The organism is Streptomyces sp. NPDC093109 (assembly GCF_040701725.1).
Lineage (GTDB): Bacteria > Actinomycetota > Actinomycetes > Streptomycetales > Streptomycetaceae > Streptomyces.
The window spans coordinates 1-22,069 of record NZ_JBFBEZ010000039.1 but is presented as its reverse complement, the minus strand read 5'-3'; the positions used below and the strand labels follow the sequence as shown (position 1 = coordinate 22,069).

The 22,069-nt window shown below is 69.6% G+C and carries 18 protein-coding genes and 1 pseudogene; 9 read left to right on the top strand and 10 right to left on the bottom strand.

From position 1 onward, the window contains the following. Nucleotides 1-163 precede the first annotated feature (163 nt). A complete protein-coding gene (pknB, locus tag AB0389_RS29500) occupies nucleotides 164-2,179 on the top strand; it encodes a Stk1 family PASTA domain-containing Ser/Thr kinase (RefSeq protein WP_366398562.1) in 2,016 nt (671 codons plus the stop codon). 87 nt (nucleotides 2,180-2,266) lie between these two features. On the opposite strand, the gene AB0389_RS29495 is transcribed toward pknB, so the two are convergent. The 5 genes from AB0389_RS29495 to AB0389_RS29475 all read right to left on the bottom strand — a co-directional run bounded on the left by AB0389_RS29495 (nucleotide 2,267) and on the right by AB0389_RS29475 (nucleotide 6,342). After that, entirely contained in the window at nucleotides 2,267-3,049 is a 783-nt protein-coding gene (locus AB0389_RS29495; protein WP_366398561.1) for a class E sortase, read from the bottom strand. 48 nt (nucleotides 3,050-3,097) lie between these two features. Then, the gene (locus AB0389_RS29490) at nucleotides 3,098-4,642 is read right to left on the bottom strand and encodes a class E sortase (RefSeq protein WP_366398560.1); all 1,545 of its coding nucleotides are present in this window, start codon (nucleotides 4,640-4,642) and stop codon (nucleotides 3,098-3,100) included. After that, nucleotides 4,639-5,277, bottom strand: coding sequence for an aminodeoxychorismate/anthranilate synthase component II (locus AB0389_RS29485; protein WP_366398559.1), 639 nt, complete (start codon nucleotides 5,275-5,277; stop codon nucleotides 4,639-4,641). Before AB0389_RS29485 ends, AB0389_RS29490 begins: the two co-directional genes overlap by 4 nt. After that, the gene (locus AB0389_RS29480) at nucleotides 5,274-5,447 is read right to left on the bottom strand and encodes a hypothetical protein (protein ID WP_366398558.1); all 174 of its coding nucleotides are present in this window, start codon (nucleotides 5,445-5,447) and stop codon (nucleotides 5,274-5,276) included. The genes AB0389_RS29485 and AB0389_RS29480 overlap by 4 nt, the downstream gene beginning before the upstream one ends. A gap of 127 nt (nucleotides 5,448-5,574) precedes the next feature. After that, nucleotides 5,575-6,342 carry a DUF881 domain-containing protein gene (locus tag AB0389_RS29475; RefSeq protein WP_366398557.1) on the bottom strand — a complete coding sequence of 256 codons (768 nt, stop codon included), beginning with the start codon at nucleotides 6,340-6,342 and terminating at the stop codon, nucleotides 5,575-5,577. 141 nt (nucleotides 6,343-6,483) lie between these two features. Here AB0389_RS29475 and crgA point away from each other — a divergent pair, with 141 nt between their 5' ends. Further along, on the top strand, nucleotides 6,484-6,741 hold the full coding sequence (gene crgA / locus AB0389_RS29470) for a cell division protein CrgA (RefSeq protein WP_366398556.1): 258 nt from the start codon (nucleotides 6,484-6,486) through the stop codon (nucleotides 6,739-6,741). Nucleotides 6,742-7,041: 300 nt separating this feature from the next. Here the strand turns inward: crgA and AB0389_RS29465 are convergent, their stop codons facing one another. Both AB0389_RS29465 and AB0389_RS29460 read right to left on the bottom strand, forming a co-directional pair. Further along, nucleotides 7,042-7,947, bottom strand: a complete 906-nt coding sequence (locus AB0389_RS29465; RefSeq protein WP_366398555.1) for a rhomboid family intramembrane serine protease — start codon at nucleotides 7,945-7,947, stop codon at nucleotides 7,042-7,044. A 183-nt stretch (nucleotides 7,948-8,130) separates the two neighbouring features. Then, nucleotides 8,131-8,658 (bottom strand): peptidylprolyl isomerase, encoded by a 528-nt coding sequence (locus AB0389_RS29460; RefSeq protein ID WP_366398554.1) that lies wholly within the window; start codon nucleotides 8,656-8,658, stop codon nucleotides 8,131-8,133. 220 nt (nucleotides 8,659-8,878) lie between these two features. On the opposite strand from AB0389_RS29460, the gene AB0389_RS29455 reads away from it, so the two are divergent. Next, complete coding sequence (locus AB0389_RS29455) at nucleotides 8,879-9,580, top strand: DUF5324 family protein (protein ID WP_366398553.1); 702 nt, start codon at nucleotides 8,879-8,881, stop codon at nucleotides 9,578-9,580. A gap of 85 nt (nucleotides 9,581-9,665) precedes the next feature. Here the strand turns inward: AB0389_RS29455 and AB0389_RS29450 are convergent, their stop codons facing one another. Further along, a complete protein-coding gene (locus tag AB0389_RS29450) occupies nucleotides 9,666-10,049 on the bottom strand; it encodes a DUF6344 domain-containing protein (RefSeq protein WP_366398552.1) in 384 nt (127 codons plus the stop codon). 280 nt (nucleotides 10,050-10,329) lie between these two features. On the opposite strand from AB0389_RS29450, the gene AB0389_RS29445 reads away from it, so the two are divergent. The 5 genes from AB0389_RS29445 (at nucleotide 10,330) to AB0389_RS29425 (ending at nucleotide 17,723) form a co-directional block, all read left to right on the top strand. After that, on the top strand, nucleotides 10,330-10,899 hold the full coding sequence (locus AB0389_RS29445) for a WHG domain-containing protein (protein WP_366398551.1): 570 nt from the start codon (nucleotides 10,330-10,332) through the stop codon (nucleotides 10,897-10,899). A gap of 52 nt (nucleotides 10,900-10,951) precedes the next feature. Continuing rightward, nucleotides 10,952-12,121, top strand: a complete 1,170-nt coding sequence (locus tag AB0389_RS29440; protein WP_366398550.1) for an SGNH/GDSL hydrolase family protein — start codon at nucleotides 10,952-10,954, stop codon at nucleotides 12,119-12,121. A gap of 242 nt (nucleotides 12,122-12,363) precedes the next feature. Further along, a complete protein-coding gene (locus AB0389_RS29435) occupies nucleotides 12,364-13,734 on the top strand; it encodes a peptide ligase PGM1-related protein (protein ID WP_366398549.1) in 1,371 nt (456 codons plus the stop codon). A gap of 77 nt (nucleotides 13,735-13,811) precedes the next feature. Next, nucleotides 13,812-14,969, top strand: a complete 1,158-nt coding sequence (locus AB0389_RS29430; protein WP_366398548.1) for a malic enzyme-like NAD(P)-binding protein — start codon at nucleotides 13,812-13,814, stop codon at nucleotides 14,967-14,969. 354 nt (nucleotides 14,970-15,323) lie between these two features. Next, nucleotides 15,324-17,723, top strand: a complete 2,400-nt coding sequence (locus AB0389_RS29425; protein WP_366398547.1) for a 2OG-Fe(II) oxygenase — start codon at nucleotides 15,324-15,326, stop codon at nucleotides 17,721-17,723. 581 nt (nucleotides 17,724-18,304) lie between these two features. Here AB0389_RS29425 and AB0389_RS29420 read toward each other — a convergent pair. Together AB0389_RS29420 and AB0389_RS29415 are read right to left on the bottom strand one after the other, a co-directional pair. Further along, nucleotides 18,305-19,609 carry a phage tail sheath C-terminal domain-containing protein gene (locus tag AB0389_RS29420; RefSeq protein ID WP_366398546.1) on the bottom strand — a complete coding sequence of 435 codons (1,305 nt, stop codon included), beginning with the start codon at nucleotides 19,607-19,609 and terminating at the stop codon, nucleotides 18,305-18,307. A 447-nt stretch (nucleotides 19,610-20,056) separates the two neighbouring features. After that, a complete protein-coding gene (locus AB0389_RS29415) occupies nucleotides 20,057-21,103 on the bottom strand; it encodes an SGNH/GDSL hydrolase family protein (protein WP_366398545.1) in 1,047 nt (348 codons plus the stop codon). 226 nt (nucleotides 21,104-21,329) lie between these two features. Between AB0389_RS29415 and AB0389_RS29410 the strand changes: the two are divergent. Beyond that, a pseudogene (locus AB0389_RS29410) lies at nucleotides 21,330-22,069 on the top strand (IS21 family transposase); the annotation flags it as partial.

The window sequence follows — 22,069 nt, the reverse complement described above, 5'->3', positions numbered from 1 at the left end:
ATCACGGCTCACATCCATACCTGCACATTGCGATACCGGTCGTATATCAGGTGACCGTTACGGGCCGACCGTGTCCGGCCTGCCCGGTACCGTAGGCGCCAGCAGCACACCGCCGGACCACACGCCGGTGCGGTCGGGGACTGACGGAGAGGGCTCGAACGTTATGGAAGAGGCGCGTCGCCTCGGCGGCCGGTACGAGCTGGGCTCGGTGCTCGGCCGTGGTGGCATGGCGGAGGTCTACCTCGCCCATGACACCCGGCTCGGCCGCTCGGTAGCCGTGAAGACCCTGCGGGCGGACCTCGCCCGCGACCCGTCGTTCCAGGCCAGGTTCCGCAGGGAGGCCCAGTCCGCGGCCTCCCTGAACCACCCGGCGATCGTCGCGGTCTACGACACCGGCGAGGACTACGTCGACGGCGTCTCCCTCCCGTACATCGTGATGGAGCACGTCGACGGCTCGACCCTGCGGGAGCTGCTGCACTCCGGGCGCCGGCTGCTGCCTGAGCGCACCCTGGAGATGACGGTCGGCATCCTCCAGGCGCTGGAGTACTCGCACCGCAACGGCATCGTCCACCGCGACATCAAGCCGGCCAACGTCATGCTGACGCGCACCGGCCAGGTCAAGGTCATGGACTTCGGCATCGCCCGCGCCATGGGCGACTCCGGTATGACGATGACCCAGACGTCCGCCGTGATCGGCACCGCCCAGTACCTCTCGCCCGAGCAGGCGAAGGGCGAGCAGGTCGACGCGCGTTCCGACCTCTACTCCACCGGCTGCCTGCTGTACGAGCTGCTGACCGTCCGGCCGCCCTTCATCGGGGACTCCCCGGTCGCGGTCGCGTACCAGCACGTACGGGAGGAGCCGCAGCCGCCGAGCGTCTTCGACCCCGAGATCACGCCCGAGATGGACGCGATCGTCCTCAAGGCGCTCGTCAAGGACCGGGACTACCGCTACCAGTCGGCCGACGAGATGCGCGCCGACATCGAGGCGTGCCTCGACGGCCAGCCCGTCGCCGCCACCGCCGCCATGGGCGCGGTCGGCTACGACGGCGGCTACGGCGACCAGCCGACGACCGCGATGCACCAGGGCCACCAGGGCGCCCCGACGTCGATGCTCCCGCCGATGAACCCGGACGACGGCGGATACGACGGCTACGACGACCGCCCGGCCCGCCGCCGCGGCAACCAGAAGAAGTCCAGCACCTCCACCGTGCTGCTCGCGGTCGCCGGGATACTGGTACTGGTCGGCGCGATCCTCATCGGCAAGGCGCTCTACGGCAGCGACGGCGACAAGACCAGCCAGGTGGACGTCCCGCAGTTCGTCGGCAAGACGCTCGCCGAGGCCGAGACCCTCGCGACCAACGCGGACGTCAAGATCAAGGAGTCCGACTCCAAGCGCTGCGACGTCCCCAAGGGCTCCATCTGCAGCCAGAGCCCCGAGTCCGGCAAGGTCGACGCGGGCGACACCATCGATGTCGTCGTCTCGGAGGGCGCTCCGCAGGTCAAGGTCCCGGACGTCACCGAGAAGCAGCTGCAGAGCGCGACCGACCTCCTCGAAGGCGACGGCTTCGTCGTCAAGACCGAGGAGGAGGAGTCGGACAGCGCGACCCCGGGTTCGGTTCTGCGCCAGGATCCCGAGGGCAACAAGGAAGTGGAGAAGGGCACCACGGTCACGCTGACGATCGCCAAGCAGGCCAAGACCACCGTGCCCCCCGTGACCGGCAACTCGCAGGCCGACGCGCAGGCGCAGCTGACCGGCCTCGGCTTCACCGTCTCGACGAGCCAGGTCGACTCGGATCAGCCGGCGGGCACCGTCGTCAAGCAGTCGCCGGAAGGCAACTCGAAGGCGGAGAAGGGCAGTCAGGTCACCCTGGAGATCTCCAACGGCCCGAAGCAGGAAGAGGTCGAGAAGGTCACGATCCCCAACTTCACCTTCCCGACGGTCGCGGACGCACGGAACCAGCTCCAGTCCCTCGGCCTCCAGGTCTCCGTCCCGAACGGCACTCCCGACGACGCCCGCGTGCTCAGCACCGACCCGCCGGCCGGCACCGAGGTCAACAAGGGCGACACCGTGGCCCTCAAGATCTTCGGCAACCAGAGCGGCAATAACAACAACGGCGGCGGGAACAACGAAGGCAATAACAACGGCGGCAACAACGGCGGCGGCCTGTTCGGCAACTGAGCCGGCGGTACGTAAGAGGAAGGCCCCGTCCCCCACCCGCGAACGGTGGGGGACGGGGCCTTCCTCTTATTACGTGGTGCGTGCGCCTCAGCGCAGCTCCGGCGGCGGCGTGCGCAGCTTGTCGACCTTCTGCGTACGGTCCAGCTCGGCCCAGACGATGTAGCGGTAGTCCGAGGTGTAGATCGGCGTGCAGGTCGTCAGGGTCAGATACCGGCCCGGCTTGGTCTTCCCGGACTCCTTGGGCACCGGCATCAGCACCTCGACGTTGTACTTCGAGGTCTGCCGCAGCTCCTTGTAGACCTTGTAGATGTACCAGGTGTCGCGCGTCTCGAAGACGACCGGATCGCCCGTCCTGATCTTGTGGATGTTGTGGAACCGCGCGCCGTGGCCGTCGCGGTGCGCGGCCAGCGTGAAGTTCCCCTTCTTGTCCCAGGGGAGGGCGGACTTGACCGGATCCGTGTAGTAGCCGGCGATCCCGTTGTTCAGCAGCTCGGTGCTGGTGCCCTTCTTGACCAGGATCTCGCTGCCGCCGAGCGCCGGGACGTGGAGGAAGCCGATGCCGTCCTCCTCGTCGTAGGACTTGGGCGTGGTCTTCCCGCCACCGCCGCCGCCGTCCTCCTGCGCCCAGTGGTCGCGTACGTCGTCGCCCTGCTTCGCGGCCTCGCGGTCGGCCAGGACGTTCGTCCACCACAGCGAGTAGACGACGAAGAGGCCCAGCACCACGCCTGTCGTGATGAGCAGTTCACCGAAGACACTGACGACCCGCGCGATCCGGCCCCGGCGCTGGGGCCGGGGCTGAGGCCGAGGCTGGGAAGCGGGCGGTGGTGACGGCACGCCGGTCCGCCCGTCGTGTTCGGTACTCGCTGCCACCGCACCCGTCCCCGTCCCTGTCATGATTCCGGTCGGCCCGGCCTCGGGTCAGCTGACGAGAGCGTCTGGCTTGCCCTTGCTGCGCGGCCGTTCGTCCACCATCTTGCCCCACACGATCATGCGGTAGGTACTGGTGAATTCCGGGGTACATGTCGTCAGGGTGATGTAGCGGCCGGGGCCGGTGAAACCGGAGCCGACCGGCACGGGCTGGATGACGCTCACGTTCGACGGCGGCGTCTGCGGCAGGATGCTGGTCATCTCGTACGTGTAGTACGCGTCCCGCGTCTCGACGATGATCTTGTCGCCGCTCGTCAGCCGGTTGATGTAGCGGAACGGCTCGCCGTGGGTGTTGCGGTGGCCGGCGACCGCGAAGTTGCCCTCCTTGTCGGCGGGCATCGCCGTCTTGAGGCTGCCCTCGGCGTAGTGGCCGACCATGCCGTGGTCCAGGACCTTCGACTTGCTGATGCCCTCGGCGATCGGAACGACCACGTCCAGCTTGGGGATGTGCATGATCGCGAAACCCTGGCCCGGTGTGAACGCCCCGGCCGTGCGGTTCTTCGTGAAGCTCTCCTGGATCTTGTTCGTCTGCTTGCCCGCGTACGCGTCGGCCGCGACGTTCGTCCACCACAGCTGGTACGTGACGAACAGCAGCATCAGCACACCGAAGGTGATGAACAGCTCGCCGACCGCCCGGCTGGCGATGACCGCGGGGCTCTCCTTGAGGGCGCGCGCGGCGCGGCGGGCCTCGATGCGCGAGAGCGGGCGCGCGGCCGAACCGGCGGACATCCCGGTGGGCGCGATGGGCCCGGCGTCGTCGGACCCGTAGGCGGGCCCTGGCCCGGCCCCGGGCGCTGCCGTGGACTCGGACCCCGTCCGTTCGTTCTCCGGCCGCTTACGGCCCCGGGTACCGCCCTTGGCGGCCTTACGGCGCTCGGCCCGGCCCCCGGCGGCGGGAGCGGACTCGGGCGCGGGCGCCTCGGGAGCCGGTATGACGGGCATGGGCGCGGTCTGTCCGACCGCGGCGGCGGCCGGCACGGGCCGCGACGCCCGCGGCATCGACGCCCGCCGCATCGGCTCCTGCGGCATCGGCGCCTGCCTCACCGGCTCTTGCCGCATCGGCTCCTGCGGCATCGGCGGTACCGGCGGCAGGTACTGCGTGGGCGCCTGGGCCGAGTCCGTCGCGTACTGCTGGTAGTAGTCCCCGGACCACTCCGGGGACGGTACGGACGGCTCCTGCGGTACGGGCACGACGGGCGCGGCGGGGGCAGCGGGCGCGACGGGGGCGCCGGACACGACGGGCGGCGTCTTCCGGGGTCCCCGGTGCCGTCCTGATCCCGGCTCCACCGGCAGCGCGGGCATCGGCTGTCCCAGCGGCGAGGACGGCGAGGACGAGGCCCGGGACGCGGGCGTCGACGGCAGAGGGGGCGCCGGTGCCAGCGGAAGCGGATCGTTCAGCGGGTCCGCGAACCCGTCCTCCGCCGCCTCGTACGCGCCCCCGTCCGGCAGCCCGGCGGGGCCGCCCTGCCCGTACTGACCGCCCTGCCCGTACGGGGCTCCGTGACGGGCGCCGGGCCCGGGGCCGCGTCCCGTCACGCGAGCGCCTTGCCCACCACCGGCGCCAGGCCCGACGAGCGGGCCACCGCGCCGGGATCACCGCACTGCGCGAGCCAGTTGGCCAGCATCAGGTGCCCGTACTCCGTCAGGACCGACTCCGGGTGGAACTGCACCCCCTCGACGGCCAGTTCACGGTGGCGTACGCCCATGATGATGCCGTCCGCCGTCCGTGCCGTGACCTCCAGCTCGGCCGGCAGCTCCGCCGGATCCGCCGCCAGCGAGTGGTAGCGGGTCGCGGTGAACGGCGAGGGCAGCCCGGCGAAGACGCCCTTGCCCTCGTGCGTGACGGGGGACGTCTTGCCGTGCAGCAGCTCGGGGGCGCGGCCGACGACCCCGCCGTACGCCACCGCCATCGACTGCATGCCCAGGCAGACGCCGAAGACGGGCACCCCGGTCGCGGCGCAGTGGCGGACCATCTCCACGCAGATACCGGCCTGTTCGGGCGTGCCGGGGCCGGGGGAGAGCAGCACCCCGTCGAAGCCGTCCTGCGCGTGCGCGGTGGCCACCTCGTCGTTCCGCACCACCTCGCACTCGGCGCCGAGCTGGTAGAGGTACTGGACGAGGTTGAAGACGAAGCTGTCGTAGTTGTCCACGACGAGGATCCGGGCGCTCATCGGGCCGCCCCCGCTCCGTCGACGGTCACGTCGTTGAACGGCAGCAGCGGCTCCGCCCACGGGAACACGTACTGGAACAGCACATAAACGACAGCCAGCGCCAATACGAGCGAGAACAACGCCCGCAGCCATGCGTTGCCCGGCAGATGCCGCCAGATCCAGCCGTACATGCTGTCCCTTCCGTTCGGTACCGCGCCCGGCGGTACCGCACCAGAGTAGAGGGCCGCACGGACACATGGGCGGCGCACGGTGCAGCTGTACGGACGTTCGGGACTTGCTCTTCGTCACAGCGGCGGGCTACCCGGCGGGCTGCGCGTAGTGCAGTTCCACCGTGCCCGTGTAGCCGGGGAGCTTCTCCTCGCGCCGCTCCTCGACGCGCCAGCCGAGGCCGTACGCCTTGACGTACAGCTGGTAGTTCTGGATGGCCGGGGAGTCGTCGAGCGCCTTGCGCAGCGCGCCGCGGTCGCCTACGGCCGTGATCTTGTAGGGCGGGGAGTAGACACGCCCCTGGAGGATCAGGGTGTTGCCCACGCACCGTACGGCGCTGGTGGAGATCAGCCGCTGGTCCATGACGCGGATGCCCTGGGCGCCGCCCTGCCACAGGGCGTTCACGACGGCCTGGAGGTCCTGCTGGTGGATCACGAGGTCATTGGGCTGCGGATCGGGGTAGCCCGGGTTCGCGACGGCGTTCGGCGGGGCGTCGTTGAGGGTGACGGTGAGGCCCTGGCCGGTGAGCGGCTCGGTGCCCGCGGAGGTCTCCAGGGCGCGCAGCCGGGCCTCCTCGGCGTCGGAGGAGCCGTGGTCGCGGCTGACGAGGGCGTCGATCTTACGGCGCAGGGCGGCCGTGGAGTTCCCCAGCTCGGCGTTCTTGCGGTCCCTCTCGTGGATCAGGTCGGAGAGCTTCAGCAGGGAGGCGTCCGTACGGATATTGGTGCCCCTGGCCGTGTTGAAGCTCGTGACGAAGATCAGCCCGGCCAGCGCGAAGACGGCGGCGGTGAGCAGCCGGACGGGTCGCCAGACCCGTCGACGGACCGGCCCTGGGGGGAAGTCGGCGGAATTGCTCAACGTACCCTTATCTCCTTAGGCGCCGCGGAAGCACTACGCTAACGGACGCCCGAGGGCGGCGGTGATCCCCCTGCTCCCCGCCCCGGTCACCCGTTACAGTCCCCTGCGCGGTCACGCAGCGCATCGACAGGAGAGTCCCTCGTGCCGAAGTCACGTATCCGCAAGAAGGCCGACTTCACGCCGCCTCCCGCGGCGAGGACGGCGACCGCCATAAGGCTGACCAACAGGAGTTGGGTGGCCCCGGTCATGCTGGCCCTGTTCCTGATCGGTCTGACCTGGATCGTCATCTTTTATGTGACCGACGGCGATCTGCCGGTGAAGAGCTTCGGTAACTGGAACATCGTGGTCGGCTTCGGGTTCATCGCCGCCGGGTTCGGCGTCTCCACGCAGTGGAAGTAGCCGGTCCGCGCCTCGGCCGTCAAGCTCTCCCCCGACTTGTCCACATCGTTATCCACAGGCGGGGGAAAAGGTCAGACGATCTGTGGATAACTCCACGGGATGTTGACGCCGGTGTGACCACGTCCGCCATCCCGGTGAAGCCGTTGCCCCTTGTCGCCGCTGGTCAGCCCCGTACCGGCGACAGGGGGCACGCACGTTCCCCACAGGATGCACAAGATCCGCCACGGTCTGTGGACAACTTTTCCCCAACGCGCTCGTTCGCGCGTTATCAGACCCGTCGGGTGAGCGAAACCGGCCCCGTCAGGTGAGCGACATGGTCCGGGCCACGACCATGACCAGCGACACCAGCAGCACCAGCCCGCACGCCCCGTACTGCACCAGCGCCCGCCGCTCGCGAGGCGCGTGCACCATGGCTATGGCGATCGCCGTACCGGCGACCAGTCCGCCCACATGCGCCTGCCAGGCGATGCCGGACCAGGAGAACGTGAAGACCAGGTTCAGCCCGAGCAGGATCAGGACCGGCCGCATGTCGTAGTTGAGCCGGCGCATCAGCACGGCGGTGGCGCCGAGCAGTCCGAAGATGGCGCCCGACGCGCCCAGGGACGGCTGGTTCGGCGCGGCGATGAGATACGTGAAGGCGCTGCCCGCGAGTCCGGAGATCAGATAGAGCGCCAGATAGCGCACCCGGCCGAGCGCCGCCTCCAGCGGCCCGCCGAGCCACCACAGGCTGAGCATGTTGAAGCCGAAGTGCATCACGGCCTGGTGCAGGAACATCGCGGTGAAGAGCCGGTACCACTCGCCCTCGGCCACGCCCTCCAGCGGCCCGAACGGGCTGTACGCGGCTCTGCCCAGCAGATCGAGGCTGTCGACGAGCCGGTCGCCCACGGCGAGAACGGCGAGGAAGACCGCCGCGTTGATGCCCAGCAGGATCTTCGTGACCAGCCGGGGATCGGCGACGACCGCGCCGCCCGCGAGATTGCGCGGCCGGTTCGCGTCCGGCGCGTGCCCCGTACCGGATCCCTGTCCGACGCACTCCGGGCACTGGAAGCCGACGGAGGCGCTGATCATGCACGCGGGACAGATGGGGCGGTCGCAGCGCGTGCAGCTTATGCCCGTCTCCCGGTCGGCGTGCCGGTAGCAGCTGGGCATGGGCTGGTTGACGGCGGACTGGTCCTGGCCTCCGTGGCCGCCTGGCGGGTGGTCCATCGGTCCCCTCGGTCTTCCTCGTAACGGCGGGCTGTTGCGGCGGACTGTGCACGGCAGGGCACAGCACACCGCCCCGCCCGTCCGGTATGTAACCACTACGGACGGGCGGGGCGGGAGGTTCCCGTACCCCGGAAGTCGGCGGTCCTGCGGGCTGCGGCGGCCGGCTGCGGCGGCCGGCGGCCGTCAGCGCGTCTCGACGACGACCGACTCGATCACGACGTCCTGCAACGGCCGGTTGGTACCCGGGTTGGTAGGCGTCCGGCCGATGGCGTCCACGACCTTCCGCCCGGCCGGTCCCGCGACCTCGCCGAAGATGGTGTGCTTGCCGGTCAGCCAGGTGGTCGGCGACAGGGTGATGAAGAACTGCGAGCCGTTGGTGCCGGGCCCGGCGTTGGCCATGGCCAGCAGATACGGCTTGGTGAAGGCCAGCTCCGGATGGAACTCGTCGGGGAACTTGTACCCAGGGCCGCCGGTGCCGTTGGCCAGCGGGTCGCCGCCCTGGATCATGAAGTCGCCCATGACCCGGTGGAAGACGGTCCCGTCGTAGAGCCGGTCCGTGGTCTTCGCCCCGGTCTCGGGGTTGACCCACTCGCGCTCGCCCTGGGAGAGCTCGACGAAGTTCCTGACCGTTTTCGGCGCGTGGAACGGCAGCAGCCGCAGCTCGATGTCGCCCAGGGTGGTCTTCAGGGTGGCGTAAAGCTGCTCGGCCACGGGGTGCCTTCCGTAAGTTCCGCTGATGCTCCCGATCCTCGCACGGAGGGCATGGCATGCCGAAGTGCCCGCCCCTCTCGTACCGAGAGGTCGGGTTCATGACCCGGATAGCCCGTACCACGTGCCGGGACCGGGGACGCCGTGCATGATTCCGAAAAGGATGGACAGGCGAAATACGGAATTACGGAAATACGGAACGCCACCGAAGGAGGACGATCCTGTGACCCGCATGGACAGCGTGCGCGCCGCTACCGGTTCGGCGAAGGAGAGCGTGCAGCACGCCGCGGAAGCGGTGGCGCCTTACGCCGGTACGGCGAGAGAACAGGCCGCTCTGGCCAAGGAACAGGCCGTCGTATACGCGCACGAGGCGCGCGTACGGCTCGCCCCGGTGATGGCGAAGGCCGCTCAGCAGGCCCGTGAACAGGCCCGTAGTCAGTACGGAGCGTATGTGGCGCCCCGGGTGCCCCCGAAGCTCGACAAGGCCGCTCAGCTCGGTGCGGACCGTGCTCGCAAGGCCGCGCGTCAGGCGGCCGAGTACACGGTGCCGCGGGTCGGCCAGGCGGTCGCCTCCGCACAGCCGGTGGCGGAGGAGGCGGCGGCCCGTTCGGCGGCGGCGCTGGCCGCTCTGCGCGGACAGGTCACGCCGAAGGAGATCCAGAAGCTGGTGAAGAAGCACGAGCGGCGGGCCTGCGCCGGCCGGGTGACCAAGCGTGTCGTGGTCCTGGGCGTGCTGGCCGGTGGGGCCTTCGCCGCCTGGAAGTGGTGGGACAAGCAGGCCAATCCGGACTGGCTGGTGGAGCCGCCGGCCGCGACGGAGGTCTCGGAGCGGGCCCCGCTGTCGTCCGTGGACGGCAGCCATGTGGCGCATCCGGCCGATTCGTTCGACGCACCCGAGCAGGAGCGGAGGGGCGACCAGCCCTGAGGCGCGTGGCACAGCGCGGGACGGGACGCGAGGCGGGTTGCGAGGCGGAAACGGAGCGTGCGGTCGGGACGGCGCGGGTGACGCCTCATGCGGCAGCCGTGACGAGGGCCGCGTCGGCGGCGTACGCGCTCTCGCGGGCCAGGGCGGCGTCGGTCTCGCTGGGCAGCACGGCGGGCAGGTGACGGACCGACGGTGACGAACCGTGCGCCTCGGCGCGGATGCGCTGCTTGATCGTCGGCGGCAGCGACCGGTCGCGCGGCAGCGCCCTGGGTACGGCCGCCCATCCGGCCGTACCCGGCTCGGCGTGGTGGCGCGCCGCGGCGGCGGGCGCCTGCGCGGGCTGGTCGGCCGGCTGCTGTACGGCCGTACCGGCGGCGGCGGCCGGGGCGGTGAGGCCCAGGGAGGCGAGCACCGCGAAGAACGCGGTGATGAAGACGGTCCAGAGCTTCTTGACCTTGAAGGCGGCCATGACCCCTCGCTTTCGGTTTCGAGTTGCGTGTTCCATACCTCCGCCATGATGGATACGCATCTCGGGAATAGCGGGAGATACGCCGCGCATACATAGTTCTTCTGATGAACACCACTCGTACGGTCCAACCGGACATGCGGACCAGCCGATTCCATGATCAGCACACTTGAACCCTTCGCCACTTGCCTAAAGCTATTAGGCAAATGCATAATCGCTTCTGCCGGACTGCCGGACGAGAGAACCGGACCCGAGAACCGGACGAGAGAAGCGGATGGGCAGCATGGGACGCGTGGGCCTGACCCCGGAACGCCTGACCCTGGCGGGGGCCGAACTGGCCGACGAGGTCGGCTTCGACCAGGTGACCGTTTCGGCGCTCGCCCGGCGGTTCGACGTCAAGGTCGCGAGTCTGTACTCGCATCTGAAGAACTCCCAGGACCTCAGAACCAGGATCGCGCTGCTCGCCCTGGGGGAGCTGGCCGACCGGGGCGCCGCCGCCCTGGCCGGCCGGGCCGGCAAGGACGCGCTGGCCGCCTTCGCGAACGTCTACCGCGACTACGCCCGGGAGCACCCCGGCCGCTACGCCGCCGCCCAGCTGCGGCTGTCCCCGGAGACTGCGGCCAACAGCGCCGGCGTCCGGCACGCGCGGATGATGCGGGCGATCCTGCGCGGCTACGACCTGACGGAGCCCGACCAGACGCACGCGGTCCGGATGCTGGGCAGCGTCTTCCACGGCTACGTCAGCCTGGAGGCCGGCGGCGGCTTCAGCCACAGCGCCCCGGACTCGCAGGAGTCCTGGTCGCGGATCCTCGACGCCCTGGACGCCCTGCTGCGCGCCTGGCCCGCGCCCTGACCGCCCCAGAACTCCCGCCCCCGTACCGCCCCCGAATCAGCAGGCAGAGACCATGACCACGCCGCTCACGACACCCATCACGACCCCCATCACCACCGGCATCCTGCGCGGCGCCCTGGAGCTGGAGCACACCGCGCACGGCGTACTGCCGCACCGGCTGCCCGCCCGCGCCCGCGCCCAGTGCGCCGACGGCCAACTGGCCATGGCCGAGTCGCAGCCCTCGGGCGTACGGCTGGCCTTCCGCACCCGGGCCACCGCCGTAGAACTGGACACGCTGCCCACCAAGCGGGTCTACGTGGGCGCCCCGCCCCGCCCCGACGGCGTGTACGAGCTGCTCGTCGACGGTCGCCCGGCCGGACGGGCGACCGCCACCGGCGGCAACACCCTGACCATCGACATGACCACCGGAAGCACCGAGCACCGGTCAGGAACGCCCGGGACCCTCCGCTTCACCGGTCTGCCCGACGGCGTCAAGGACATCGAGATCTGGCTGCCGCACAACGAGACCACCGAACTGGTCGCCCTGCGCACCGACGCCCCCGTCGAGCCCGTACCGGACCGGGGCCGCAAGGTGTGGCTGCACCACGGCAGTTCGATCAGCCACGGCTCCGACGCCGCGAGCCCCACCACCACCTGGCCCGCGCTGGCCGCCCGTCTCGGCCGCGTGGAACTGATCAACCTGGGCCTGGGCGGCAGCGCCCTGCTCGACCCGTTCACCGCGCGGACCATGCGGGACACCCCCGCGGACCTGATCAGCGTCAAGATCGGCATCAACCTCGTCAACACCGACCTGATGCGCCTGCGCGCCTTCGGCCCCGCGGTCCACGGCTTCCTCGACACCATCCGGGAGGGCCACCCCACCACCCCGATCCTGGTCGTCTCCCCCATCCTGTGCCCCATCCACGAGGACACCCCCGGCCCCAGCGCCCCGGACTTCAGCGACCTCAGCGCGGGAAGACTCCGGTTCCGGGCCGCGGGCGACCCCGCGGAACGGGCCACCGGCAAGCTGACCCTCAACATCATCCGGGACGAACTGGCCCGCCTCGTGAAACAGCGGGGGACCGACGACCCGAATCTTCGCTACCTGGACGGCCGCGAGCTCTACGGCGAGGCCGACGCCGCCGAACTCCCCCTGCCCGACCGCCTCCACCCGGACGCCGCCACCCACCTCCGCATCGGCGAACGCTTCGCCGCCCTGGCCTTCACCACCGACGACGCCTGAGGGGGCGCGTGGTGGTGCGGCGGGCCACGGCTGCCGCTCCGCCCCGAACAGTACGGCCGTACCTCTTCCCGGACCGCGGTCACGTACAGGCCCACCAGACCGCGTGAACAGATCGAACGTGGTGCGGCGAGTGCCGTTGCCGAGGAACTGGCCGGAAGCGGATCCTGTGGGGTTGTGTGGTTGTGCGGTGACTTCCACGATGACACGGCGGTTCGGGCGTCCGGTCACACAGGAGGACACGGGTGATATCGCACGTACAGCTGCCGGGGCATGCGGCCGGGTGGACCTCGAAGGACCGGGCGGCGGTCGCCGCGGGCATCGGTGGCGACTGCCGTCGCACCGGGTTCTTCTTCGTCCACCAGCACGGCATCCCGGCCGACTTGATCCAGAACGTCTACGTGGAAACAGGGCAGTTCTACCGGCTGTCCTCGACGGAGAAGCGCCCGTACGACGCCACCGAGCAGTCCCAGTTCCTGGGGTACCGCGGGCTCGGCAGGGAACGCAGTCGCACCCACGGCGGCACCGAGGCGTGCGAGCAGTACCGGATCGGCAACCCGGGGTTCCTTGCCCGGCTGCGGAGGGCCGTGGCTGCCCGCGACGTACAAGAGGTGTTCCCGTTCCATTTCGACAGCACTGTCACCGTGCTGAGCAGGAAGCTCGGTCTGGACACCGTGACACCGGGGTTCGGCTTCCTGGACCAGGGCGGTGGCAGGCTGCTGAACAGCAAGGCGACCTTTCGCGCACTGGCCGCTGGGACAGGTGTCGCCGTGCCGCACGGAAGGGTTTGCTCAAGCCAGGAGGAAACCGCGGAGTTCCTTTGGGACGAACTGCTCGGCCAGGGACGCGCCGCGATTGTGAAACAGGATTTCCATGTTGCGGGATTCGGCAACGAGGTGATCAGCCCAGTTGCAGGTGTCGAGCCGGTCGGGGCACTGCGGACCGTGGTGACAGCCGACCGCGAGGAACTCACCAAGTACGTAGCCGAACGGTGGAACTGGCTCACCGACGGCGAACGCAGTCCGGTCGTCGTCGAGCACTACCACGTCGGCTCGCTGCCTCTGTGTGCCGAGTTCCATGTCGGTGAGAAGGGGGCCGAACTCGCGGGCCACGGTGCGATGCGTATGGCTCCGGTGCTGAACGGCCACGTCTGGCCCGCGCCGGCCGTTGAACTCGAAGGCTTCGAGGAGTTCATGAGGTCGGCACAGAAACTCTGCGCTCCTATTCACGCGATGGGATATCGCGGTGTCGTCAGCGTCGACGCGATCGTAACGCCCGAACAGAACCTTCTGGTCAATGAGTTCAACTGCCGGGTCAGCGGATCCACCCACGCTTACCACATCGGAGAGCACGTGGTGGGCGGGAACTACCTCACCGAGCGCATTCTGGTCGAACAGCGCCGGTGCACCTTCCCGACGTTTACCACCGCCGTGCGGATCCTGGCAGAGAACGGGCTGGCCTACGACCACGCCACTCGCACGGGCGTCCTGGTGGCGGTCGAGGACGGCAGCGACGCCGGCGGATTCGGCGAGTACTGCGTCGTAGCTGAGAACGCCGAGCAGGCCGAACAGCTGGAAGCAGCCCTCACCCGCGTGTTCGCCGCTCACGGGAAGTAGCCACCCACGCCGACGCGGGGCCCGCGCACCAGCTTCCTGACCCCACCACCCATGAAGGACCCATGACTGTCACCGGTTTGCCAACCCACGACCGCCTCACGGACGCGGAGGTGTTCGCGGCGCACCGAGGCGGACAGCTGTCCGTCGTCGGCACCCTCCCGATCCGGGACGCGCACTCCCTCTCCGTGGCCTACACACCCGGTGTCGCACGGGTCAGCGAGGCCATCGCCCGGGACCCCGCGCTCGCCCCGCACTACACATGGGCAAGCAGGCTGGTCGCGGTCGTCACCAACGGCACGGCGGTACTGGGTCTGGGAAACGTCGGGCCCGCCGCCGCACTGCCGGTCATGGAGGGCAAGGCCGCCCTCTTTCAGAGGTTCGCGGGACTCAACGCACTGCCGGTCGTCCTGGATGCACCGGACATCGACGACATCGTCGAAGTGCTGCTCCGTCTGAGACCGTCCTTCGGCGCCGTGTGCCTGGAGGACATCGCGGCTCCGGACTGCTTCGAACTGGAGGAACGGCTCAAGGAGGTGCTCGACTGCCCCGTCATGCACGACGACCAGCACGGTACGGCGGTGGCCGTCCTGGCCGGGCTGCTCGGAGCCCGTACCGTACTCGACCGTCCCCTCCAGACCAGCCGTGTCACGGTTCTGGGAGCCGGTGCGGCGGGCATCGCCACCGCGCACCTGCTGCTGGATGCCGGTGTCCACGATGTCACCGTGCTCGACTCGCTGGGCATCCTGTTCACCGGCCGAAGCGGTCTGACACCGGCCAAGGCGGCACTGGCCACGCGGACCAATCCGAGAGGGCTGCGGGGCGGCCTCGCCGAGGCGCTGCGCGATGCCGACGTGCTTATCGGCCTGTCCTCGTCGACCGTCCCGGAATCCCTGATCGCCACCATGGGCCCGAAGGCCACGGTACTCGCCCTGTCCAATCCCGACCCCGAGATCCAGCCCGAGGCAGCCGGCCGGCACGCCGCCGTCGTGGGAACCGGCGGCAGCGACCATCCGAACCAGATCATCAACACTCTCGCCTCACCGGGCATCTTCCGTGGCGCCCTCGACGCCGGTGCCCGGTTCATCACCACCGGAATGAAACTCGCAGCGGCGCGCGCGATCGCGGACGTGGCCAGGGACCAGCTCACTGTCGACTACGTCGTCCCGCACTCTCTGGACCCCCGAGTGACACCTGCCGTAACCGAGGCGGTGGTCCAGGCCGCGAGCGAAACCTGAGGCCGCGGCCTCGCCTGACGAACCCGGACAGATCTCGATCAAGCAATGCCCCGGAATCATCCGGTCCTGGCACATGGGGTCTCCGCCTCTTCGCCCCTTGGTTTCGATGTAGGCCATGTAACGACCGGAAACGACGCGATGTGCCCACCATGTGCCCACCAGTGGAAGCAAAAACACCCTCCCGACCCACGTTTCCGCGGGTCAGACCTGGACACCTGCACTTCGCTCCGCCCAAACCTGAACGTGCCTCAGATGTCAAGACCGTTCCGTCATCCGGGTGCGGGGACGTCCCGCAGCCCTAAGATTTCCAGGACCACCGAAAGGGCACGCTGCCGACCGGAGAGACGGAACACCATGCGCCAAGGGGCACGGAAGCGACTGGCGGAGCTGCTCGACGGCGCGGAGCGGGGCGGGGACTTCAGTACCCGCATCGAGATGTCCTCCCACGCTCTACGCATCGAGATCGACGGCGTCGGCGAACTGCCCCTTCCGGTGTGCGCCCCGGTCGCCAGGAAGCTGATCACCCAGGCTCAGCAGGCCCGCTTCGGTCGCGGCGAGCAGACCCTGACCGACACCGGTGTGCGCGACACCTGGGAGATCACTCCGGACCGGATCACCCTGGACGGCCCCGACTGGCACCGCACTCTGAGCAACGTCCTCGACGGGATACGTACCGCGCTCGGCCTGCCGCCCACCACCGTCCTGCGCGCCGAGCCGCACGCGCTTCTCGTCTACGGCAAGGGGCAGTTCTTCCTGCCGCACCAGGACTCCGAGAAGGACGACCGCATGGTGGGCACCCTCGTGGTCTCACTGCCCTCTTACCACACCGGCGGCGAACTCGTCGTCGAACACGCCGGCCGCAGCGTCACCCACCGGGCGTCCCGGGAGCAGCTGACCTTCACCGCCTTCTACGCCGACTGTCGTCACGAGGTCAGGCCCGTCACCTCCGGGTACCGCATCACCCTCACCATGAACCTGCTCGCCGAACGCATGCGGCCGACCGACGGGACCAGCGGCGGCCCGGTGGCCGACCTGGCCCACTGCCTGACCGAGCACTTCGCCCAGCCGGCCGAGCAGCACTACAGCTACGGCCGTCCGGATGCCACGCCGCCCAACCGGCTCGTCTACCTCCTCGACCACGAGTACACCCAGCGCGGCCTGGGCTGGGATCGCCTCAAGAGTGCCGACGCCACTCGCGCCGCTCTGCTCCGCCAGGCCGCAGCACAGGCGGACTGCGAGGCGGTCCTCGCGCTGGCGGAGGTGAAGGAGACCTGGGACGCCGTACCGCCCTACGACCGCTACGGCTACTACGGCGACGTCGAGCACTTCGACGACTGCGAGGACGAGGAATGCGAGGGCCAGTGCCTCCTCGACCCCGACGGCGAGCCCGGAGCCGAGCGCCGCCGCAGCGGCGACTTCTCCGACTACGAGCTGAACGACCTGGTCGACGACGAGACCACCCTCGGCTGGTGGACCCGCCCCGACGGCACCGGCGGTGAGCACATCTCCCTGCCCGTCCCGTACGCCGAGGTGTGTGCCACCACCGACAACAAGGACCTCACGCCCTACCAGTCCGAGTACGAGGGCTACATGGGCAACTACGGCAACACCCTGGACCGCTGGTACCGGCGGGCCGCGGTGGTGCTCTGGCCCCGGCAGCGCTCGTTCGCGGCACGCGCGGAGGCGGGCTCCGAGGGAGCCCTGCGGGAACTTCAAGGCCACCTCGACACCGGGGAGGTGGAGCAGGCCCGCACACTCGCCCGGTCACTCGCCCCGATCTGGAAGCACCAGGGCTCGGGCCCGGCGGCATCCGGGCTATTCGCATCCGCACTGCCTGTCGCGGTAGGACTGGGAGAAGCGGACACCGCCACAATGCTCCTCGCTCCTTTCGGGGTGGAGACCCTGAGCGAGCGGCACGCCCCCGCTCTCGCGGCGGCGGCGGCACGGTACGGGCGGACGTGGGCGCATGAGGCCGTCGGCAGCTGGTTCGGCCCGGCCGGCACATACCCCGGGGCCGACCGCGCCGCGTGGATCGAGTCCCTGCCCGGTCTCTGCGCCGCGCTGCGGACCTCCGACGGTGACGGGGACGCGGTGGCCACACCGCTGGTCGAAGGAGCCTGGCGAACGACCGGGGAACAGCTCACCGGCCTGCTCGGAACGAGCCGGGAGCAGGAGCGCCGCGCGAGCATGGAGCGGCTCGGTACCACGCTGGCCCACATCCTGCGGGCAGCCGGCCCCGGGAGCGCCGACACGATCACCACCGCCTTGCGCGGACTGCCGGACACCGCCCTGGAATGCCTGCTCCCGGCCCTGCGCACCGCGGCCCGCCGACCGGCCGCCGTGCGCGACGGCACGCCCGCAGCCCGCGCCTTCCAGTCGCTCGCCGACCACTGCGAGACCATGCTGACCGCAGGCGCCGCCCGCCCCGTACGGGTGGCGGACGACTGGTCACTCACCCCGGCCGGAACCTGCCGGTCCCGCTGCGACCTCTGCCCCGACCTCGACGCCTTCCTCACCTCCCACACCCGTCGGCTCATGGAGTGGCCGCTCGCCAAGGACAGGCGCCGCCACATCCACAGTCGTATCGAGCTGGCGGACCTTCCCGTGTCCCACACCACCCGGCGCCAGGGACGCCCCTACACCCTGGTGCTGGCCAAGACGAACGCGGTGTTCACCCAGGAGCGGGCAGCCCGGGCCCTCGCCGAGACCGACCTGGCGTGGCTCCGGGAGGAATGGCCCCGCCCGCGTCTCTGAGGAACAGCGGACGATCCCACCGTCGGTACACCTGCAAGAGGCTCCGTCCACACCTGGAACGCGGACGACGTCCCGCCCACCCCCTGCCCGGAGAAGACGCTCCGCCCCATCACGGCGTGATCGACGAATTCTCCCGCTTCGAAGCGATCAAGGGCCGGTGCGCGGCCGACATCCTCACCACCATGGAACCGCACCGCGCCCAGGCCGGGCGACACCCTCACCATCACCGTGCCCGGCCAGATACTCAGGGCAGCCCTGCCCCCTGAAGCCTCACGTCATCGCGGACCGACCTCAGCGAATCGACATGGGCGCCCGCCTCGACCTCGCCGCGGCCTCCGCACCGGGCCCCAGGGCCCCGGCCGACCAGACCGCGCGGTCTGTCATGGAGAACGGATAATCCGGCACAGTGTGGGGCAGAACCAGTCCCGCCGGTCCTGCCCCACACTGCCGTCTTATGCAGCCGCCGAGCAGAGCTCGGTGGTCAGTGGCTCCGGTTGCCGGTGCGGCAGCAGACCGGGCCGCGGAAGAGGCAGCGGGTGGGTCCGTCCCCGGCGCAGATCCGCGGCTCGGCCTGGAGGCTGTCAGGTGTCCTCGCCGGCCTGCCCGGCGGTCTGCGTCACGGTGAAGTGAACGAACTCGGCGGGGCGCACGGGCGCGACGCCGATGGCGCAGATGACCTTTCCGCTGTCCATGGTCTCGGGGGTGTTGTTGGTGTTGTCGCAGATCACGTAGAACGCCTCGTCGGGTGTACGGCCCATGAGCGCGCCCTGCCGCCACTGATCGGTGAGGAAGGAGGAGACCGAGTGCCGCAGCGTCGCCCACAGACGCTCGTCGTTGGGCTCGAACACCGCCCAGGTCGAGGACTGGCGGATGGAATCGGAGAGGTAGGACACCAGACGGCGGACGTTGAGGTAGCGCCAGTCGCGGGTGGCCGACCTGGTGCGGGCGCCCCACACGAGCAGGCCCGTGCCGGGGAAGATCCGCAGGCAGTTGATGCCCTTCCCGTTCAGCTCGCCGTTCTCGTCGTCCGTGAGCAGGGTGTCGAGCTTCAGGACGCCGCGGAGGTTCTGGTTGGCGGGGGCCTTGAAGATGCCGCGTTCGTCGTCGGTGCGGGCCCAGACCCCCGCCACGTGGCCACAGGGGGGCACGGTGCGCTCGACGGCGTCGACACCCGGCACCGTGATCCACGGGTAGTACAGGGTGGTGAAGGCGGCGGCATCGGAGTCGGGCGAGTCGAGTTTCGCAGCGAAGGTCTTCACCTGGTCCGCGTTCTGGCCCGGCGGCGGGTCGAGGATCGCCAGCCGGTTGCCCTGCTCGGTGCAGTGCTTCACCACCTCGGCCATCCTGCTGACGCCCTGCGCCTGGTCGGGCGCGGGCGCTTCCTTCTCGGAGGAGACACCCGCGGTCATGTCCCAGAGGCTGGGCACGGCGACCATGGTGACCTCGGCAACGGTCTCCAGGCCGGCGAGGCCCGTACGGGCGTCCACGTCTCCCTTGAGGTCCTGGGCGGAAACGGCGCTCTGAGGGCTGGTGAAGCCCACCACGTAGCAGGTGCGTCCGCCGTTGGCGAAGAATCCGTAGACGGCTTCGGCCAGGGGGAAACACCGTTCCAGCCCCCGAATCGTGGCAGGGTCGGTAGCCTCCGCGAATTCCTTGGCGATCCCTGCCGTGCTGTAGCGGGATGCAAACTCCCGCCAGCTGCCGATCCTCTGCGGGATCTGGCGCTCGGCCTCGGTGAACGGCGCGGGCGTCGCGTTCGGATCGTCCTTGACGGAGACCTTCGTGTAGCCGAGGAACGCCGGGACCGACGTACTCGCCCCGGTGATCGTCCGCACGCCGCTTGGCATTTCACGTACGAAGACCCCTGGGGGGTTCGGGCTGGACATCTACGCTCCTGGAGAGTTCGGGGCTGTTTGCCGACGCTGACCTCGAAGCGTCGGTGTCCTTCGAGGCCCAACAGCAACGTGGGGCAAACCCAGGAAACCGCATACATTATTTTCACGAAATGGCGCATATATGCGCACATTCACCAATCTCGCCCAATGCGGCTATCCCGAGGGATGTGTAAACCACCCTTCCGGGTGGAGCCTCAGGGACGGTCCGAGCGGGATCAGCAGTCTTCTTCGCAGCCACCGTCCAGGGACATGTTGATCTGCTTCGTCAGCTGGGCGCCGGTGTCGCTACCTCTGAACAGGAAGACTCGCGGCGGACACAACCTCTGGTTGCCTACGCCGCCCGACTCACCCGCCGGGAGACGCCCGTCGCGCGGTTGGCCAAGTGCCCCGGCCCACGGTTCCGCGCGGGCCGGGGCACTGGCGCCGGTGAGAGACCGGTCAGCGTTCGAGGAGAGCGATGCGGATGGCTCGTTCGACGTGTGCGGCAGTGTTGGCGTGTCCCGCGCCGTTGGGGTGGACCAGGGTGACGCGCTTCTGGATGAGACCGCAGTTCAGCACGGTGCCGGGGAGCTTGGCGGGCCAGTAGTCCGCGGCGTCGCCGCAGATTCCCTCGACCCACTTCGTGCCTGCGGGCTGGCAGGCGTCGTGGCCCACGCTGGAGGAGTAGACGTCGACGTAACGGTCGCCGAAGAACGAGGAGACTCGGTGGATGGTGCTGTTCAGCGGCTTGAGGACGTCGTCACGGAGCCAGTCGATGTCGGCGTGCTTGATCGCGCCCAGCTCGGTGAGGGACAGGCGGTTGCAGTCACTGGCCCGGTCCGGCAGGACGGCCGGGTAGCCGACGGTGATCACCTTGGCGTTGGGTGCGGCCTCGTGCACCTTGGCCAGCATTTCGATGTACTCGTCCTGGACCCTGGCGAGCTTGTCCTGGATGCTCTCCTCGTCGGCGGGCGGATTGGTGTAGTACTCGCGGCAGGACTCGCCGGGCTTCGCGCCCAGTTCGAGGCACTTGAAGAGCATGCCGCCGAAGGGCAGGCTGTTGCCGCCGACACCGATGGTGACGACGTCGGTCTGGTCGCTCAGCTTGGCCCGCTGGATCTGCGGGTCGACCGCGCTCCAGCCTCCGGCGGGGGGCTGGACCGGACTGATCGGGGTCTGCTTGGTCTTGGCGATGTTGTCGATGGTGGCGTTGCCGCAGCTGACGTTGGTCAGATGGACGGGCTTGCCCGGCGGGAACTCGTCGAGCTCCCGCTCGACAACGCCGGGGTATGCGTCGCTGGTGCGGTCGCAGCCGTCCCGCGACGCATCACCGAGCGCGGGCTGCGGGTCCCCGACGAAGCCGCCGGCCGTGTACGAGTCGCCCAGCGCGGCCCACTCGTACTGATCAGCCGCACCAGCGGAGCCCGCGGGTACAAGGACGGCCGCAGCCAGGGCGAGCCCGACCGCCAGCGCCCGCGTCCTGAGACGGGAGACAGGGTGTCGCATCAATCCTCCAGAATCGACAAAAGACACCCCGGAGCCGCAATGTGCCCCAAATCGGAAGGCGTCTTGCCCAAGATCATCCACGCCGCCGGTCTACTGCTCGACCCAATCGGACCTATCAGACCCGATCGAGCTAAATGATCAGATCTTCATGCCGCCGCCTGCCAACAGCCGACACAGGCGCCGGATCGGGAGCCGGCCGCGCGGGCGACCAGGGGCCCGACACAGCTTGCAGATCATTCACATCGCCGGGATCCCGGTGCGGCATCCGCAGGTGGTCGCCGCGGGCCGGCATTACGGCTGCCAGGTGGTCAGTTGCGTGCCCTGCGATCCGGAATCGAAGGGCGGCGCGGAGGCCACGGTCCGGATCGCGAAGGCCGATCCGGTGCCCACCGGTGCGAACCTGCTGTCCGCCTACGACTCCTTCGCCGAGCTCGCGGATGCCTGCCTGACCTGGTGCGATGCGGTGAACTCGCGCCGTCACCGGGCGACCGGGCAGATACCCGCGGACCGTCTGGACATCGAACGCACCACCTTGCACGTTCTGCCCGTCGAGCCGCTCGCGCTCGCGCTGGGTGAGGAGAGGCTGGTCGGTTCGGACCGCACGATCAGCTTCAACTCGGTGCGTTACTCGACCCCGCCCGGCTATACCGGCGCGAGGGTGTGGTGCCGGGTCGTCGGCGAGGAACTGTCCATCACCGCCCGCACCAACTCCGGTGACCTGTCGGAGATTTGGCGCCACGAGCTTTCCACCCCGGGTGTTCCGGGAATCATCGACGAGCACTACCCCGACCACCCGGACGGCCGCGGCGTCCACCAGCCGAGGCTGCGGCCCCGCTCGGAAGCGGAGATCGCGTTCGTGGGCATCGGCCCCGGATGGTGTCCCGCCGAGTGGTGTAGCCGATCAAGGCGTAGTTGTGCGCGGGCGGATGCTCGGGGCGTGCAACCGATAGCGGTGCCTGCTCCCTG